The sequence below is a fragment of the Pseudomonas sp. NKUCC02_KPG genome (assembly GCF_019345465.1).
GTDB lineage: Bacteria > Pseudomonadota > Gammaproteobacteria > Pseudomonadales > Pseudomonadaceae > Aquipseudomonas.
In genome coordinates this window covers 80,757-96,644 of record NZ_JAHKRC010000003.1, presented here as the reverse complement: position 1 = coordinate 96,644, position 15,888 = coordinate 80,757, and the positions used below count along the sequence as shown (strand labels likewise).

General features: G+C 59.2%; 11 protein-coding genes. 4 read left to right on the top strand and 7 right to left on the bottom strand.

Annotation, left to right across the window (positions count from 1 at the left end; translation table 11 throughout):
• Nucleotides 1-114: 114 nt before the first annotated feature.
• From KO536_RS05055 to tpx, 5 genes are all read right to left on the bottom strand, one after another.
• On the bottom strand, nucleotides 115-1,557 hold the full coding sequence (locus KO536_RS05055; RefSeq protein ID WP_219261309.1) for an efflux transporter outer membrane subunit: 1,443 nt from the start codon (nucleotides 1,555-1,557) through the stop codon (nucleotides 115-117).
• Nucleotides 1,554-4,661 (bottom strand): efflux RND transporter permease subunit, encoded by a 3,108-nt coding sequence (locus KO536_RS05050; protein WP_219261308.1) that lies wholly within the window; start codon nucleotides 4,659-4,661, stop codon nucleotides 1,554-1,556. Before KO536_RS05050 ends, KO536_RS05055 begins: the two co-directional genes overlap by 4 nt.
• Nucleotides 4,658-7,759: an MdtB/MuxB family multidrug efflux RND transporter permease subunit gene (locus tag KO536_RS05045; protein ID WP_133078249.1), complete on the bottom strand. Its 3,102-nt coding sequence runs from the start codon at nucleotides 7,757-7,759 to the stop codon at nucleotides 4,658-4,660. The genes KO536_RS05050 and KO536_RS05045 overlap by 4 nt, the downstream gene beginning before the upstream one ends.
• Nucleotides 7,756-9,081, bottom strand: coding sequence for an MdtA/MuxA family multidrug efflux RND transporter periplasmic adaptor subunit (locus tag KO536_RS05040; RefSeq protein WP_257622804.1), 1,326 nt, complete (start codon nucleotides 9,079-9,081; stop codon nucleotides 7,756-7,758). The genes KO536_RS05045 and KO536_RS05040 overlap by 4 nt, the downstream gene beginning before the upstream one ends.
• Nucleotides 9,082-9,264: 183 nt before the next feature.
• Nucleotides 9,265-9,765 (bottom strand): thiol peroxidase, encoded by a 501-nt coding sequence (tpx, locus tag KO536_RS05035; RefSeq protein ID WP_095028281.1) that lies wholly within the window; start codon nucleotides 9,763-9,765, stop codon nucleotides 9,265-9,267.
• Between the two features lie 253 nt (nucleotides 9,766-10,018).
• Here tpx and KO536_RS05030 point away from each other — a divergent pair, with 253 nt between their 5' ends.
• On the top strand, nucleotides 10,019-10,810 hold the full coding sequence (locus KO536_RS05030) for a hypothetical protein (RefSeq protein ID WP_133078247.1): 792 nt from the start codon (nucleotides 10,019-10,021) through the stop codon (nucleotides 10,808-10,810).
• 169 nt (nucleotides 10,811-10,979) lie between these two features.
• Here the strand turns inward: KO536_RS05030 and KO536_RS05025 are convergent, their stop codons facing one another.
• Entirely contained in the window at nucleotides 10,980-11,648 is a 669-nt protein-coding gene (locus KO536_RS05025; protein ID WP_219261306.1) for a DUF3313 domain-containing protein, read from the bottom strand.
• A gap of 337 nt (nucleotides 11,649-11,985) precedes the next feature.
• Here KO536_RS05025 and ccoN point away from each other — a divergent pair, with 337 nt between their 5' ends.
• The 3 genes from ccoN (at nucleotide 11,986) to tal (ending at nucleotide 14,781) form a co-directional block, all read left to right on the top strand.
• Complete coding sequence (gene ccoN, locus KO536_RS05020; RefSeq protein ID WP_219261305.1) at nucleotides 11,986-13,413, top strand: cytochrome-c oxidase, cbb3-type subunit I; 1,428 nt, start codon at nucleotides 11,986-11,988, stop codon at nucleotides 13,411-13,413.
• A 58-nt stretch (nucleotides 13,414-13,471) separates the two neighbouring features.
• On the top strand, nucleotides 13,472-13,702 hold the full coding sequence (locus KO536_RS05015; protein WP_133078244.1) for a hypothetical protein: 231 nt from the start codon (nucleotides 13,472-13,474) through the stop codon (nucleotides 13,700-13,702).
• 155 nt (nucleotides 13,703-13,857) lie between these two features.
• On the top strand, nucleotides 13,858-14,781 hold the full coding sequence (gene tal / locus KO536_RS05010) for a transaldolase (RefSeq protein WP_133078243.1): 924 nt from the start codon (nucleotides 13,858-13,860) through the stop codon (nucleotides 14,779-14,781).
• Nucleotides 14,782-14,887: 106 nt separating this feature from the next.
• Here the strand turns inward: tal and rfaD are convergent, their stop codons facing one another.
• Nucleotides 14,888-15,877 (bottom strand): ADP-glyceromanno-heptose 6-epimerase, encoded by a 990-nt coding sequence (gene rfaD / locus KO536_RS05005; protein ID WP_219261304.1) that lies wholly within the window; start codon nucleotides 15,875-15,877, stop codon nucleotides 14,888-14,890.
• Between the last annotated feature and the right edge of the window lie 11 nt (nucleotides 15,878-15,888).

Genomic DNA, 15,888 nt, shown 5'->3' with positions numbered 1-15,888 from the left:
GCGATACAGGTGCCGAGGTGTATTCGAACGACCGCAGTGCTTCCATCGCGAGCAAGCCCGCTCCCACAAAGGCGCTGCAACCATCAGGTTTGGTGAGCGCCATCGAGGCAGATTTTATTGTTCCTGAGCACTCAGGTCAGTGCTTCCATCCCAACCGCCACCCAACGCCGCGATCAACTGCACGCTGGCAATCAGTCGGCTTTGCAGCAGGTTGAGCACGCTGCGCTCGGTGCTCAGGGCGGTGGTTTGTACCGAGACCACGTCCAGATAAGCAATCAGGCCCGCCTTGTACTGGTTGCTGGTCAAGCGCAGCGATTCGCGGGCCGATTCCAGTGCCTGTTCCTGCACCACAGACTCATCCCCCAGCACCTTCAACTGCACCATGTAGTTTTCCACTTCCCGTAAACCGTCGAGCACGGTCTGGCGGTACTTGGCCACGGTCTGGTCGTAGACGGCTTCGTTACGGTCCACTTCTGCCGATCGCTGGCCGCCATCAAACAGCGGCAGGGAAATTTTCGGCCCCACCGACCAGAAACGGTTCGGCACGCTGATCCAGTCCTGATACTGGCTGCTGCTGTAACCGCCCGACAGGCTCAGGCTGAAGTCCGGGTAGTAAGCCGCTTTGGCGACGCCGATATTGGCATTGGCAGCGATAACCGAACGCTCCGCCGAGGCGATATCAGGACGTCTTTCCAGCAGTTGTGAAGGCAGGCTGACCGGGATCTGCGGCAGCTTGGGCACGTCTGTCATTTCAGCCAGGTTGAACCCCGCTGGAGCCTGCCCGGTGAGTACCGCGATCGCGTTTTCAAACTGTGCGCGCTGCCAGATCAAGTCGATCAGACTGGCCTGTGTATTGCGCAACTGGGTTTGCGCCTGAGCCACCGCATCCTTGCCGGAAATCCCCGCACGGTACTGGTTTTCGCTCATTTTCAGCGAACGCTGATACGCCTCGACCGTGGCTTCCAGCAAGCGCTTTTGCTCATCGATAACCCGTAGCTGCAGGTAGTTCTGCACCAGTTCCGATTGCTGGCTCAGGCGCATGGCGGCCAGATCGGCCAGGCTGGCTTCGGCACTGGCCTCGTTGGCTTCCAGGCCGCGACGCAGTTTGCCCCACACATCAGCCTCCCAACTCACCCCGACCTGGGCATTCAAGGTGTCACGAATACCGCTGCTGGAACTGGTCAGGCTTGAGTTGGAGCTACCGGTGCCCTGGCTGGAGCGGGTTTTGCCCACGCTCAAGTCGGCGCTGGGCAAAAAGGCCCCGCGCGCGCTGCGCACCAATGCCTGGGCCTGACGGAACTGGGCTTCGGACTGCGCAATGGTCTGGTTGGAACTGTTGAGTTTTTCAACCAGCCCGTTGAGCTGCTGATCACCGTACAACTCCCACCAGGCACCACGGGCCAATGAATCGCTCGGGTTGGCCTGAGTCCAGCCGGCGGCCTCTTTGTACTCAAGGGGCGCTGAGGTTTGCGGGCGCTGGTAGTCCGGGCCGATTGCACAGGCACTGAGCAGCGCAACGGACAATGCCGGGGCAAGGAGAAACAAACGAGAGGTCATAGCGGAGTTTCCAGAGCAGCATCAGTGCGCACGCCACGCCACTTGTTGAAACGATGGCGCAGACGGTCGAGATAGAGGTAAACCACCGGGGTGGTGTAAAGGGTCAGGATCTGGCTGAAAATCAGCCCGCCGATAATGGTCAGGCCCAGGGGCTGGCGCATTTCTGCACCTTCAGCGGTGCTCAGCATCAACGGCAAGGCGCCGAGAATGGCCGCCAGGGTGGTCATCAAAATCGGCCTTAAACGTTGCAGGCACGCACTGCGGATCGACTCCTGCGGCGCAAGGCCCGAGTGCCGCTCCAGTTGCAGCGCAAGATCGATCATCAAGATCGCGTTTTTCTTCACCACACCGATCAGCAAGAACAAACCGAGCAGCGAGATCAGGCTGAATTCGCCGCCCGTGAGGTAGATACTCAGCAGCGCGCCGACACCGGCCGACGGCAAGGTCGACAGAATGGTCAGCGGGTGGATGTAACTCTCATAGAGAATCCCCAGCACCAGATACACCGCCACCAACGCACCCAGAATCATGAACGGCTGGCTTTTTTGTGTGGCGGCAAAGGCATCTCCCGTACCGGCCATTTTCACGATCACTTCCTCGGGCAAGCCGAGTTTTGCGATAGCCCGTTCAATGGCCGCAGTGCCCTGCTCCAGCGAGACCCCGGGTGCCATGTCAAACGCAATGGTCTCCGAAGCGAACTGGCCTTCGTGGGAGACCCGGTCGTTCTGCAGGCTGTTCTCGTAATGGGCAATGGTCGACAGCGGGATGCGCTGACCCTCGGCGGTAATTACCTGCACCTGATTCAGGGTTTCAGGGTCCTGGGCGTATTTGGGATTGACCTCCATCACCACCTGATACTGGTTCAGGCTGTCATAGATGGTGGAAATCTGCCGCTGGCTGTAGGCGTTGTTGAGCACGGCCGTGACCATGTCCATGTCCACCCCCAGGCGTTTGGCCTGGTCGCGGTCAACCACCAGCGTCACCTGTTGTGCGCCGCGACCTTCGCGGGCATCGATGGCCGTCAGTTCCGGCAGCGCCTTGAGCGCGGCCACCACTTTCGGATACCAGGTGCGCAATTGGCCGAGGTCGCCACTTTGCAGGATGTACGAGTATTGCGAGCTGGTCTGATCACGCCCGCCGCCAAACTGCAGGTCCTGGTCGGCCATCAGCATCAGGCGGCCACCGGGGACTTTGGGCATGTTTTCGCGCAAGCGCTCGATGACCTTTTGTGCAGACACCTTGCGCTCTGAAATCGGCTTGAGGCGCACGATCATGAACGCATTGTTGGTACCGCCGTTACCGCCAATAAAACCCGCGACGCTCTCGACCGCAGGGTCGGCCAGCACCGCCTTGCGGAAGATTTCCATCTTCGGCTGCATCACGCTGAACGACAGGCCGTCGTCACCGCGAACAAAACCGATCAGTTGCCCGGTGTCCTGTTGCGGCATGAAGGTTTTCGGTACCACCACATACAGTGCAACGTTGACGCCAATGGTCACCAGCAGGCTGAACAGCGTCAGGCGCTTGTGGCGCAACACCCAGTCCAGGCTGCGGGCATAGCCACTGACCATGCGCTCGTTGAGGCGGATGCTCCAGCGCTGCATGGCGTTTTCAGTGCCCGGCACATGGGGCTTGAGCCAACGTGCACACAGCATCGGCGTCAGGGTCAACGACACCACCAGCGACACTACAATGGACGCTGCCAGGGTGATGGAAAACTCGCGGAACAGGCTTTCGACAATCCCTCCCATGAACAAGATCGACAGGAACACCGCTACCAGCGACACGTTCATCGAGAGCAAGGTGAATCCGACTTCCTTGGCCCCCAGGTACGCGGCTTTCATGGGAGCAATACCGGCATCGATGTGGCGCGAGATGTTCTCCAGCACCACGATGGCGTCATCCACCACCAGCCCGGTGGCCAGAATCAGGGCCATCAGCGACAGGTTGTTCAGCGAGAACCCGTACAGGTACATGATCGCGAAGGTGCCCACCAATGAAACCGGTACCGCCAGCGTCGGAATCAGCGACGCACGGAAATTGCCGAGGAACAGGAACACCACCAGAATCACCAGTGCCACGGCAATCAGCAGGGTCATTTCGGCTTCATGCAAGGTGGCCTTGATCACGGGCGAACGGTCCATCGCCAGGTTCAGCTGGACACTGGCCGGCAGCACCGCCTGCAGGGCCGGCAACTGGGCCTTGATCGCGTTCACGGTCTCGATGATGTTGGCCCCGGCCTGACGGTTGACCACGAGCAGCACCGCTGCATCGTTATTGAAAAAGCCACTGTTGTAGCGGTCTTCGACACTGTCCTTGACCTTGGCCACGTGGCTCAGTCGCAGGGCTGCGCCATCCTGGTAACGGATGATCAGCGGCTCGTAGTCCTTGGCTTTTTCCAGCTGGTCGTTGGCCTGGATCTGCCAGTTGCGATCACCGTCGGACACCGCGCCCTTGGGGCGACGCACGTTGGCATTGGCAATGGTGCTGCGCACGTCATCCAGGGAAACACCGTACTGGTTGAGCAGTTGCGGCTCCAACTCGATACGCACCGCAGGCAACGAACTGCCGCCAATCTGCACTTCGCCCACACCCGGCACCTGGGACAGGCTTTGGGAGAGGATGGTGGAGGCCAGGTCGTACAGCTGGCCCTTGGAGAGCACCTCGGAAGTCAGCGACAACACCATGATCGGCGCTTGTGACGGGTTGATCTTTTTGTAGGTCGGCATGCTTTTCATGCCACTGGGCAGCAGGTTGCGCGAAGCGTTGATTGCCGCTTGCACTTCCCGTGCTGCGCCGTTGATGTCGCGGTCCTGATCGAACTGCAAAATCACCCGGGTCGAGCCCTGGCTGGAGTTGCTGCTCATGGTGTTGATCCCGGCGATCGCGCCGAAGGATCGCTCCAGCGGCGTGGCCACGGTAGACGCCATGACCTCGGGGCTGGCCCCCGGCAAGTTGGCCGAGACCACGATGACCGGGAAGTCCATTTGGGGCAGCGGCGACACCGGCAACAAACCAAAACTCACGCCGCCCAGCAACATGATTGCCAGGCTCAGGAGCATGGTGGCTACCGGGCGCTTGATGAACGGACCGGACAGGTTCATACCGACGCCTGCCCGGTCTGGACAGCATCACCGCGCCAGCGACGACCCAGTCGATCGAAGTACAGGTAGATCACGGGGGTGGTGAACAGGGTCAGCACCTGGCTCACCAGCAAACCGCCGACCATCACCAGGCCCAGGGGCTGGCGCAATTCAGCCCCGGAACCGGTGGCCAGCATCAGCGGTATGGCACCAAACAAGGCCGCCAGGGTGGTCATCAAAATCGGCCGGAAACGCAACAACGCGGCTTGATAAATCGCCTGCTCGGGGGCCATGCCCTGGTTACGTTCGGCATCGAGGGCGAAGTCGATCATCATGATCGCGTTCTTCTTCACGATACCGATCAGCAGGATGATGCCGATAATCGCAATCATCCCCAGGTCATTGCCGCTGAGAATCAGTGCCAGCAAGGCACCCACCGCCGCCGAAGGCAGGGTCGACAGGATGGTGATCGGGTGGATGTAGCTCTCGTAGAGCACGCCCAGCACGATGTACATCGTGACCACCGCCGCCAGAATCAGCAGCAAGGTGCTCGACAGCGATGCCTGGAACGCCTGTGCAGCGCCCTGGAACTCGGTCTTGACCCCCAACGGCATGCCGATGTCTTTTTGCACTTGATCGATCAGCTCGACGGCCTGGCCCAGAGCAACCCCGGGGGCCAGGTTGAAGGAGACCATGACCGAAGGGAACTGGCCAATATGGGAGATCGCCAGTTGCGCCTGACGCTCTTCGACCCTGGCCAGGCTCGACAGCCGTACCTGGCCGCCGTCGGTGGTTTTGACATGGATCTGGTCCAGTGCTTGCGGGCCTATTTTCTCGCCATCCTTGGCCTGCAGCACCACGCGGTACTGGCTGGCCTGGGTGTAGATGGTGGAGATCTGGCGCTGGCCAAAGGCGTCGTACAGCGCGTCCGTGATATTGGCTACCGACACCCCAAGGCGCGAGGCCGCATCGCGGTCAATCACCAGATACACCTGCAAACCCTTGTCCTGCAGATCGCTGGCCACATCGGCCAACTCGGGTTGATTGGACAGCGCCGTGACCAGCTTCTGGCTCCAGGTGCTGAGCAACTCGGCATCCGGTGAAGACAGGCTGAACTGGTACTGGGTGCGGCTCACACGGTCCTCGATGGTCAAGTCCTGCACCGGCTGCATAAACAGGCGAATGCCCGCCAGCTTGTCGAGTTGCGGTTGCAGGCGCGCGATCACCTGGGAAGCACTGTCGCTACGCTCGCTGTGTGGCTTGAGGTTGATCAGCATGCGCCCGCTGTTGAGCGTCGGGTTATCCCCGTCCACCCCGATGTACGACGACAGGCTTTCAACATCCGGGTCTTGCAGAATGATCTGGCCCAGCTCCTGCTGACGCTGGCTCATGGCGCTGAACGAAATCGACTGCGGCGCCTCTGAAATGCCCTGGATCACCCCGGTATCCTGCACCGGGAAGAAGCCCTTGGGCACCACCATGTACAAGAACACGGTCAACGCCAGGGTGCCGATAGCGACCAGCAGGGTCAGCGGCTGGTGCTTGAGCACCCACTGCAACATGCGCCCGTATTCGGCAATCATCCAGTCAATCACCGCGCCGCTGGCACGGTAGAAGCGCCCCTGCTCTTGCGGCTTGGGTTCTGCCTTGAGCAAGCGTGCGCACATCATGGGCGTCAGGGTCAGCGAGACCACCAGCGAGATCAGGATCGCCACCGCCAGGGTGATCGCAAACTCGCGGAACAAACGCCCCACCACGTCGGCCATGAACAGCAGCGGAATCAGTACCGCAATCAGCGACAGGGTCAGCGAGATCAGGGTAAAGCCGATTTGCTTGGCGCCCTTGAGCGAGGCCTGCATCGGGCTGTCGCCTTCTTCGATATAGCGCGAAATGTTTTCGAGCATGACGATGGCGTCATCCACCACAAAGCCGGTGGCGATGGTCAGGGCCATCAGCGTCAGGTTGTTGATCGAGAACCCCGCCAGGTACATCACGCCAAAAGTGCCGACCAGCGAGAGCGGTACGGCAATCGATGGAATGATGGTGGCGCTGGCGCGACGCAGAAACAGGAATGTCACCATCACCACCAGCGCGATGGCGATCAGCAATTCGTATTGCACATCGCGCACCGAGGCGCGGATGGTTTGGGTGCGGTCGGTCAGCACCGTAACGTCGATACCGGCTGGCAGGTTGTCGGTGATGCTCGGCAGCAGCGCCTTGATCCGGTCGACCACCTCAATCACGTTGGCACCGGGCTGGCGCTGGATGTTCAGCAGCACAGCCTGGTTTTCGTTGGCCCAGGCGGCAAGACGCTCGTTTTCGGCGCCATCGACAATTTCAGCCACGTCCTTGAGTCGCAGTGGCGCGCCGTTGTTGTACGCCAGGATCAGTTCGGCGTATTCCTCAGGGGTTTTCAACTGGTCATTGGCGTCCAGCATCGATACCCGGGTCGGGCCGTCAAAGTTACCCTTGGGCTGGTTGACGTTGGACGCCCCGATCAGGGTGCGCACATCCGACAGGTTCAGGCCATTGGCAGCCAGCGCTTCGGGGTTGACCTTGATCCGCACGGCCTGGCGTTGACCGCCGGCAATGCTGACCATGCCCACGCCGCTGATCTGGGCAATTTTTTGCGCCATGCGCGTATCGACCAGGTCATTGAGCTTGGGCAGCGGCATGGTTTTGGAACTGATCGCCAGGGTCAGCACCGGGGTATCCGCAGGGTTGACCTTGTTGTACACCGGCGGTGCCGGCAAATCCTTGGGCAGCAGGTTGCTGGCGGCGTTGATCGCGGCCTGCACCTGTTGCTCGGCGACATCCATATTGATGTCGAGGTTAAAGCGCAACGTCAGCACCGATGCGCCACCGGAACTGGTGGAGGCCATTTGCGTCAGGCCCGGCATTTGCCCGAACTGACGCTCAAGCGGCGCCGTCACGGCACTGGTCATGACATCCGGGCTGGCCCCGGGATACAGCGTCATCACGCGGATAGTCGGGTAGTCGACCTGAGGCAAGGCCGACACCGGCAACAATCGATAGGCGATGATCCCGGACAACACGATGGCCAGCATGCACAGCGTGGTTGCGACCGGGCGCAGGATAAACAGTCGCGACAGATTCATTCGCGGGCCTTGGTCTTGGCTTTGTCAGGGGCCGGGGCCGGGGCCGGGGCCGGAGCTGTATCGGTGTCAGGGCCGCCATCCAGCAGTTGCCCTGCAGCCGTTGTTGGCACTTCAGCACTGTCATTGACCACTTCGACTGCACCACCGTCGCGCAGACGGTCGGTGCCTTCGAGCACCACACGATCACCTGGGGCCAGGCCGTCTTCGATCACCGTCACGTCGCCGTCGGTGGCACCCACTTTAATGGTGCGGATCTTGACCTTGTTGTCGCCGTCCATTGCATACACGAACGAGCCGTTGGTGCCGAACTGAATGGCCGCTGTCGGCGCCAGCACCACGTTTTGAAGGGTGTCGGCCAGCAGGCGGACATTGACGAACTGGTTGGGGAACAGCACCTGATCGCGGTTCTCGAACAGCGCCTTGAATTTCAGGGTACCGGTGGTGATATCAATCTGGTTATCGATGCTGCTCAACACACCCACTGCCAGCTCTTTAGTGTCACCCCGGTTCCAGGCCTGCACCGGCATTTTTGCGCCACTGCGATAACGTTCAAGCACCAGCGCCAGATTGGTCTCGGGCAAAGTGAAGGCGACCACGATCGGCTCGGTCTGGGTGATCACAACCAGCGCCGTGGTGTCGTTGGCTGCGACCAGATTGCCGACATCCAGTTGACGCAAGCCCACACGGCCACTGATCGGTGCACGGATCTTGGTGAAGTCCAGATTCAGCTTGGCATCATTGACGGCTGCCTGATTGGTCTTGACCGTGCCCTGATATTGGCTGACCAGTGCTTCGGCTGTATCCAGGGTCTGCTTGGCGATGCTGTCTTCGGCATACAGGCCACGATAACGCTGCACATCAACCTGGGCGTTTTTCAGTTGAGCCTGGTTCTGCAGCAGCGTGCCTTCGGCTTGCAGCAGCGCATTCTGATAGCTGCGCGGGTCGATTTCGGCCAGCAGTTCACCCGCCTTGACCATCTGACCTTCCTTGAAATAGATCTTGACCAGCTCCCCCGCCACCCGGCTGCGCACGTTGATCGTGTTGAGTGCCGTCACAGTACCCAGGGCCTTGAAGTACACCGGGAAATTGCCCTGTACTACTTCCGACACCCGCACCGGAACGGGCTGAGTAGACCCGCCAAATCCGGGACGCATCATCCCCGAGCGGCTGGTGTGCCCGGCGGGCTGATCGGTCGCGGCCTTTTTCGGGGCAGATGGCCAAAGCCACCAGCACAGGCCAAGGACTATCAGCAAGACCAGCAGGCCAAACAGCCAGAAACGGGATTTGTGGGAAACAGAGGATTGCATGGAGTGATCAACCATTAGCGCGAGCGATAATTTACAGGAGCACGAACGATAAGCAGTGCGGGGCGTTATGAAAAGGCTCTTTACCGGCTATTTACGTTATAGAGGGGTCATGAGCAAAAGATGACAGCCATTGTGGGTGCAAAAAAAAACGGCCTGGCACCTCTCGGTGCCAGGCCGCTTTGAGTCTTGCAGTACGACTTACTTCAAAACAGCCAGGGCTGCTTCGTAGTTCGGCTCTTCAGCGATTTCTTTGACCAGTTCGCTGTGCAGCACGTTGTCGTTTTCATCCAGAACCACGACCGCGCGCGCAGTCAGGCCAGCCAACGGGCCGTCAGCAATGGCTACGCCGTAGTTCTCGATGAACTCGCGGCCGCGCAGGGTCGACAGGTTTTGCACGTTTTCCAGACCTTCGGCGCCGCAGAAACGGGCTTGCGCGAATGGCAGGTCAGCCGAAATGTTCAATACAACGGTGTTCGGCAGAGCATTGGCTTCTGCGTTGAACTTGCGCACCGAAGTGGCGCAAGTCGGGGTATCTACGCTTGGGAAGATGTTCAGCACTTTACGCTTACCAGCAAAGCTCGCCAGTGTTGCGTCGGACAAATTACCTGCAACCAGCGAAAACGCTGGCGCCTTGGAACCTACTGCAGGCAGTTCGCCGTTGACTTGAACAGGGTTGCCTTTAAGCGTCACTTGAGCCATGAACGATGTCCTTCTTAACAGTTTTTGAAGAGGCCGAAGTTAAACATGAATCAGGTGGACGACCTATGACCTGATCGTAAAAATCTCACGACTCTCGTTACAAAAAGACTATTCCCACAGCCCTTCACACCCTGCAGGCATGACCTGTTTCTGTGTGCTGGAGCGCAGAACCGCTAAAAGATACGCCGGCAAACGGGCCAATTCTCGACCGACTGCTAGCGTATAAAGCTTGCGCCCAAGGATCAGGATCGCCATGCCAATCACCCGCCTTGCCTCAGGTTTCTTGCTTACCCTTGCCCTGTACCCGGTCACGGATGCGCTGGCGGATAACGCCGAGACTGCCAACAAGAGCAACAACCCGTTGAACCTGGCCCCGGGAGCCAACCTTCAGGACTACTACACGCCACAGGTTTACGACAGCAATATCCACACCAACGACGCCCTGCTGCGCGGCACCCTGCCCGTGGCGCCGAACGATTTCATTGGCGTACCGCAACTGCTGCGCGCCACGCTGCCGATCAGCACCCGCCCTGACCCGCACACTGGCTACAGCACGGGGATTGGCGACCTCAACCTGTTTGATATTTTCCTGCTTAAAACCGAGGGTGTGCAGTTGGGCATCGGACCGCAGATCACCGCACCGACTGCCGAGCATGACGAACTGGGTACCGGCAAATGGCAGGCAGGCTTCGCCGCTGTCGCCATCGACGCATCCCCCCGGGGCCTGCTGGGCGCGCTGGTGCAGTATCAAAGTTCGTTCGCCGGTGACAGCGACCGCCAGCATGTGGAGAGCGCGACCTTTCAACCGTTCATCATCCACAACCTGCCCAAGGGCTGGTACCTGCGCTCCACGGGCACCTGGACCTACGACCTGAAAAACAACACCCACTACATCCCCATCGGGCTGGGTGCAGGCAAGGCCTGGAAAGCCGGAAGCAATATTTTGAACGCCTTCGTTGAGCCGCAATGGACCGTGGAGCGCAAGGGGGACAACCTGCCTCAGTTCACCCTGTTTGCCGGGATCAACGTCACTTTCGGCAAGTAGGGAGAAGATGCTGTAGTCGCTGCCGAAGGCTGCGATCGGGATCGGGATCGGGATCGGGATCGGGATCGGGATCGGGATCGCGCAGGCTTCGGGGAAACGGGTTGCTTCGCAACCCTTCGCAGCCTGCGGCAGCGACTACAATTTACACATGCATTCGCGCGCGTTTAGCTTATTTCTTGAGCTTCAAGTACGACTGATGCAAGTCCGAAGCCCAGGTATCTATCACGTTTTTAACGTCATCGGCCTTCATTGCCTGGCTGCTGTTCGCCAGTGGCTTGCCGGTGCCTTTGCGCACGACCTGGGCCACAACATCCTGGCTTTGCCCGTCGATAAAGACGGCTTCGGTGGCCAGTTGGGTTTCCTGATCCCGGATGCCCGAGGCCGTGCTCACCGCCGCAGCCACCAGGGCTACCGGAATGTACTCATAGGGTGCCAGGCTCTCGGTCTCGCTGCTGACTGCGGTGATGGCTGCCCGCACTACAATCACACCCGGTCCAGGGGCGCTGGCCAACGGCAAGGACTTGCTCAATTCACGCTTAAGGGCCTGATCGTAGTAGTTGGTGATTCCGTTCAACGTACTTTGTGGAATCTTCTCTGTCGGTTTGGGTGCCGGGTACAGCTGAGTCGGCTCGATATACACGCTGGTGTATTTATTCACCTTCAGTTTTGGGTCAACCCAACGCATCACCTCTGCACCAGAGGGCGACTTGGCCTCTTTAAGGCGGCTGTAATCCTTCAGGAAACCAGAGTATTCATCCGGTTGCTGGACCTTGCTCGCACAACCGACCATCCCGATTGAGGCGATGCACAACGTACCGATCATTAAACCAAGCTTCATTCTGTAACTCCTGTAGGGGGGCAACCGTAGGAACGCGCCCATATAGGTATAGCCAAGCCTTGGAGAATCACCGCACAAGCCTGTTCTATCCCACGATGAATGTGATCGAGCGCGCACTACACATGGGGCCTGGCCTTACAGCTCAGTTGGATTTTAATTTCGTGAATATCTTAAAAACCAGATCAGATTAAATAAAATTCCCATAAACGCCCGATAGAATCTGATCCGCATAAATTCTGATTTTCTGAATCTGTCTTGTTTAACTCAAGCTTCCTAAAGTTCAACCTGCGCCAGACCACGAGGCCTGGCAGGACTTTAAACCGTGGAAGACTTGAGCATGAGCACAGCACTGAACGGGCAGGCCTATAACTATAAGGTCGTCCGCCAATTCGCCATCATGACCGTGGTGTGGGGTGTTATCGGCATGGCCATGGGCGTGTGGATCGCCTCGCAGCTGGCCTGGCCGCAAATGAACCTGGACCTGCCCTGGACCACCTTCGGGCGACTGCGGCCGCTGCACACCAGCCTGGTGATTTTCGGGTTTGCCGGCAGCGCGCAATTTGCCGCCAGCTATTACGCCGTGCAGCGCACCTGCAACGTGCGGCTGTTCTCCGACAAGCTCGCTGCCTTCACTTTCTGGGGCTGGCAGTCAGTGATCGTGATCATGCTGATCACACTGCCCCTGGGCTACACCACGACCAAGGAATACGCCGAAATCGAGTTCACCGGTGCCGTCTGGATGACCGTGGTCTGGGTGGCCTACGCCATCGTCTTCTTCACCACAGTGGTACAACGAAAAACGAAACATATTTACGTCGGCAACTGGTTTTTCGGCGCCTTCATTCTGGTGATTGCCATGCTCCATGTGGTCAACCACCTGGCCATTCCAGTGGACTGGTTCAAGTCGTATCCGGTGTACTCCGGCGCCACCGATGCCATGGTGCAGTGGTGGTATGGGCACAACGCCGTAGGTTTCTTCCTGACCACCGGTTTTCTCGGAATGATGTACTACTTCGTACCCAAGCAAGTCGGCAAGCCGATTTACTCTTATCGCCTGTCCATCGTGCATTTCTGGGCACTGATCACGCTTTATATATGGGCAGGCCCTCATCACTTGCACTACACCGCCTTGCCGGACTGGGCGCAATCACTGGGCATGGCGATGTCGATCATCCTCCTGGCACCCAGCTGGGGCGGCATGATCAACGGCATGATGACCCTCTCGGGGGCCTGGCATAAGTTGCGTACCGACCCGATCCTGCGCTTTCTGGTACTGTCTCTGGCGTTCTACGGCATGTCGACCTTTGAAGGCCCGATGATGGCGATCAAGACCGTCAACGCCCTCTCCCACTACACCGACTGGACCATCGGCCACGTACACGCCGGGGCTTTGGGCTGGGTGGCGATGATTACCTTCGGGGCGCTGTATCACATGATCCCGAAAATCTTCGGCCGCGAGCGGATGCACAGTATCGCGCTGATCAACCTGCACTTCTGGCTGGCCACCATCGGCACGGTGCTCTACATCGCGTCGATGTGGGTCAACGGCATTACCCAGGGCCTGATGTGGCGGGCGATCAACGATGACGGCACCCTGACCTACTCGTTTGTCGAGTCATTACAGGCCAGCCACCCGGGCTTTGTCGTACGCCTGGTGGGCGGGCTGTTCTTCCTGTGCGGCATGTTGCTGATGGCCTGGAACGTATGGCGCACGGTGCGTGTGGCCAACCTCAAACAGGCCGAACTGACCGCCCGGATTGCCTGATCCCGTTGCAGCGCAGGCCACAAGGCTTGCGCTTGCCCTCCAGCAAGGAGCGTTGCACATGCTCGAAATAGCCCTCAACAGCTGCGCAGTGATCAGCATTTACTGCGCCGTCAGCTGGTGTTTGAAGCACAAAACCGAGAAAGACATCGACGAAGCCAGCCTGATCCCGTTTGCCGACGACCCGGAGGTGGCACGCAGGGTTGAACTCGCCACCGGCAAAACCGTCAATGCGGTGCAGATCTGCGAGCCAGAGCCGCGCAAGCCAGGGTGGGGCAAGATGGAGATTTGACGTTGGGGTAATGGCACTGCGACAGATTAAATCTGCACCATTGGTTGCACTGCGGGCGTGTTCAGCGGCATTCTGCCACTCTACGTTCAACGAACTAATGATCGAAGACGCAATCAATCTGTACTGCCATTACTACCTTTTCGACAGAGACGCTCATGACTTCCAAGCTGGAACAACTCAAGCAGTTCACCACCGTGGTCGCAGACACCGGCGACCTCGACGCAATTACCCGTCTCAAACCTGTGGATGCAACCACCAACCCGTCGCTGCTGCTCAAGGCTGCAGCGATGCCCGGCTATGCCGAGCTGCTGAAAAATGCCATCAGCCACGCCAAAGGCGATGTGGGCCTGGCCTGCGATCATTTCGCGGTATCGGTAGGTAGCGGTATCTTGAACGTGATTCCAGGCCGTATTTCGACTGAAGTCGACGCCCGCCTGTCGTTTGACGAACCCGCCCTGCTGAGAAAAGCCAACCAGTTGATCGAGCTTTACGACAAGGCCGGTGTTGGTCGCGACCGCGTGCTGATCAAGCTGGCCTCGACCTGGGAAGGCATCCGCGCTGCAGAGAAACTGGAAAAGGACGGCATTCAAACCAACCTGACCCTGTTGTTCTCGTTCGCCCAGGCGGCTGCCTGTGCCGATGCCGGGGTGTTTTTGATCTCGCCGTTTGTGGGTCGGATTTACGACTGGTACAAGAAGTCCACCGGCGTTGACTACACCGGCTCCGATGACCCGGGCGTGCAGTCCGTAACCCGCATCTACAACTACTACAAAGCCAATGCCTACAACACCGTGGTCATGGGCGCCAGCTTCCGCAACCTCAACCAGATCGAGCAACTGGCCGGCTGCGACCGTCTGACCATCAGCCCCGACCTGCTGGAAAAACTGGCTCTGGACGAAGGCAAGCTGGAACGCAAACTGGCCCCTGGCCACGCAGGCGAACCCCGCTTGGTGCTGGACGAGTCGCAATTCCGCTGGGCCTCCAACGAAGATGCAATGGCCACCGAGAAACTGGCCGAAGGCATTCGTCAGTTCGCCCGTGACCAGGAAAAACTGGAAGCACTGCTCAGCCACAAGTGATACCTGCAGGTGCGGGCTTGTTCACGACTCAGACAACCCGGTTTATCCGTTAAACCGGGGTGCGCCCATCGCGAGCAAGCCCGCTCCCGCAACCCGTACTCAGGCTTCAACGGGCCAGCAGCTGCGCGCAATACCGCTCCACCCCTTCCTCCAGTCCCATCATCGGCTCGCGATAGCCCGCCTCGCGCAACTGCCCCAAATCGGCGCAGGTATACACCTGATACTTGTGCTTGAGCCCCTGCGGAAATTCGCAGTAGCGCAAAACGCCGTCCAGAATGGCCGTTTCAAGGGTCAAAGGCGGTCGATCCTCGGCACAGCGCACGCTGTTGATCGTTGCCAGCGCCAGATCATTGAATGAACGGGCCCGCCCGGTGCCCAGGTTGAATATACCGCTGGTTTGCGGGTGATCCAGCCAGTGCAGGTTGACCTTGACCACATCCTCCACCGACACAAAATCCCGCTCATGCCCGCCCGCCGGGTAGCCGCCATACTCGCCAAACAACTCGACATGGCCACGATCGCGGTACTGGTTGAAACAGTGCCAGACCATCGAAGCCATGGGCCCCTTATGCTGCTCACGGGGGCCGTAGACATTGAAGTAACGCAAACCGACGATCTGGCTGCGCGACTTGGGCAATATCTGGCGCACGCGCTGGTCGAACAGGCATTTGGAGTAGGCATACACATTCAAGGGCCGCTCATGCTCACGGGCTTCGCGAAAATCCCTGCCGGCCCCGTAGACCGCCGCAGAAGAGGCATACAGCAGAGGCACCGATTGCTCCTGACAGGCCTGCAACACATCGCAGCTGTAACGATAATTGTTGTCCATCATCAACCGGCCATCACTTTCGACCGTGCTGGAGCAGGCCCCTTGATGCAGCAGGGCCCGCACTTCACCCAACTGATGGGTGACGAAGCGTTGCACGAACTCGCGCCTGTCGAAGTAATCGGCGATATCGCAGTCCGCCAGGTTGCGGCACTTGTCGCCATCGGTCAGATCGTCCACGGCGATGATGTCGCGCTCGCCGCGCCGATTAAGCGCCTTTACCAGATTGCTGCCGATAAACCCGGCAGCCCCGGTCACGATGATGCTCATCTATGGCAACC

Bases quoted from the DNA above. Each gene is read 5' to 3' on its own strand.
- KO536_RS05055 (WP_219261309.1), bottom strand. From the start codon at position 1,557: ATGACCTCTCGTTTGTTTCTCCTTGCCCCGGCATTGTCCGTTGCGCTG.
- KO536_RS05050 (WP_219261308.1), bottom strand. From the start codon at position 4,661: ATGAACCTGTCCGGTCCGTTCATCAAGCGCCCGGTAGCCACCATGCTC.
- KO536_RS05045 (WP_133078249.1), bottom strand. From the start codon at position 7,759: ATGAATCTGTCGCGACTGTTTATCCTGCGCCCGGTCGCAACCACGCTG.
- KO536_RS05040 (WP_257622804.1), bottom strand. From the start codon at position 9,081: ATGGTTGATCACTCCATGCAATCCTCTGTTTCCCACAAATCCCGTTTC.
- tpx (WP_095028281.1), bottom strand. From the start codon at position 9,765: ATGGCTCAAGTGACGCTTAAAGGCAACCCTGTTCAAGTCAACGGCGAA.
- KO536_RS05030 (WP_133078247.1), top strand. From the start codon at position 10,019: ATGCCAATCACCCGCCTTGCCTCAGGTTTCTTGCTTACCCTTGCCCTG.
- KO536_RS05025 (WP_219261306.1), bottom strand. From the start codon at position 11,648: ATGAAGCTTGGTTTAATGATCGGTACGTTGTGCATCGCCTCAATCGGG.
- ccoN (WP_219261305.1), top strand. From the start codon at position 11,986: ATGAGCACAGCACTGAACGGGCAGGCCTATAACTATAAGGTCGTCCGC.
- KO536_RS05015 (WP_133078244.1), top strand. From the start codon at position 13,472: ATGCTCGAAATAGCCCTCAACAGCTGCGCAGTGATCAGCATTTACTGC.
- tal (WP_133078243.1), top strand. From the start codon at position 13,858: ATGACTTCCAAGCTGGAACAACTCAAGCAGTTCACCACCGTGGTCGCA.
- rfaD (WP_219261304.1), bottom strand. From the start codon at position 15,877: ATGAGCATCATCGTGACCGGGGCTGCCGGGTTTATCGGCAGCAATCTG.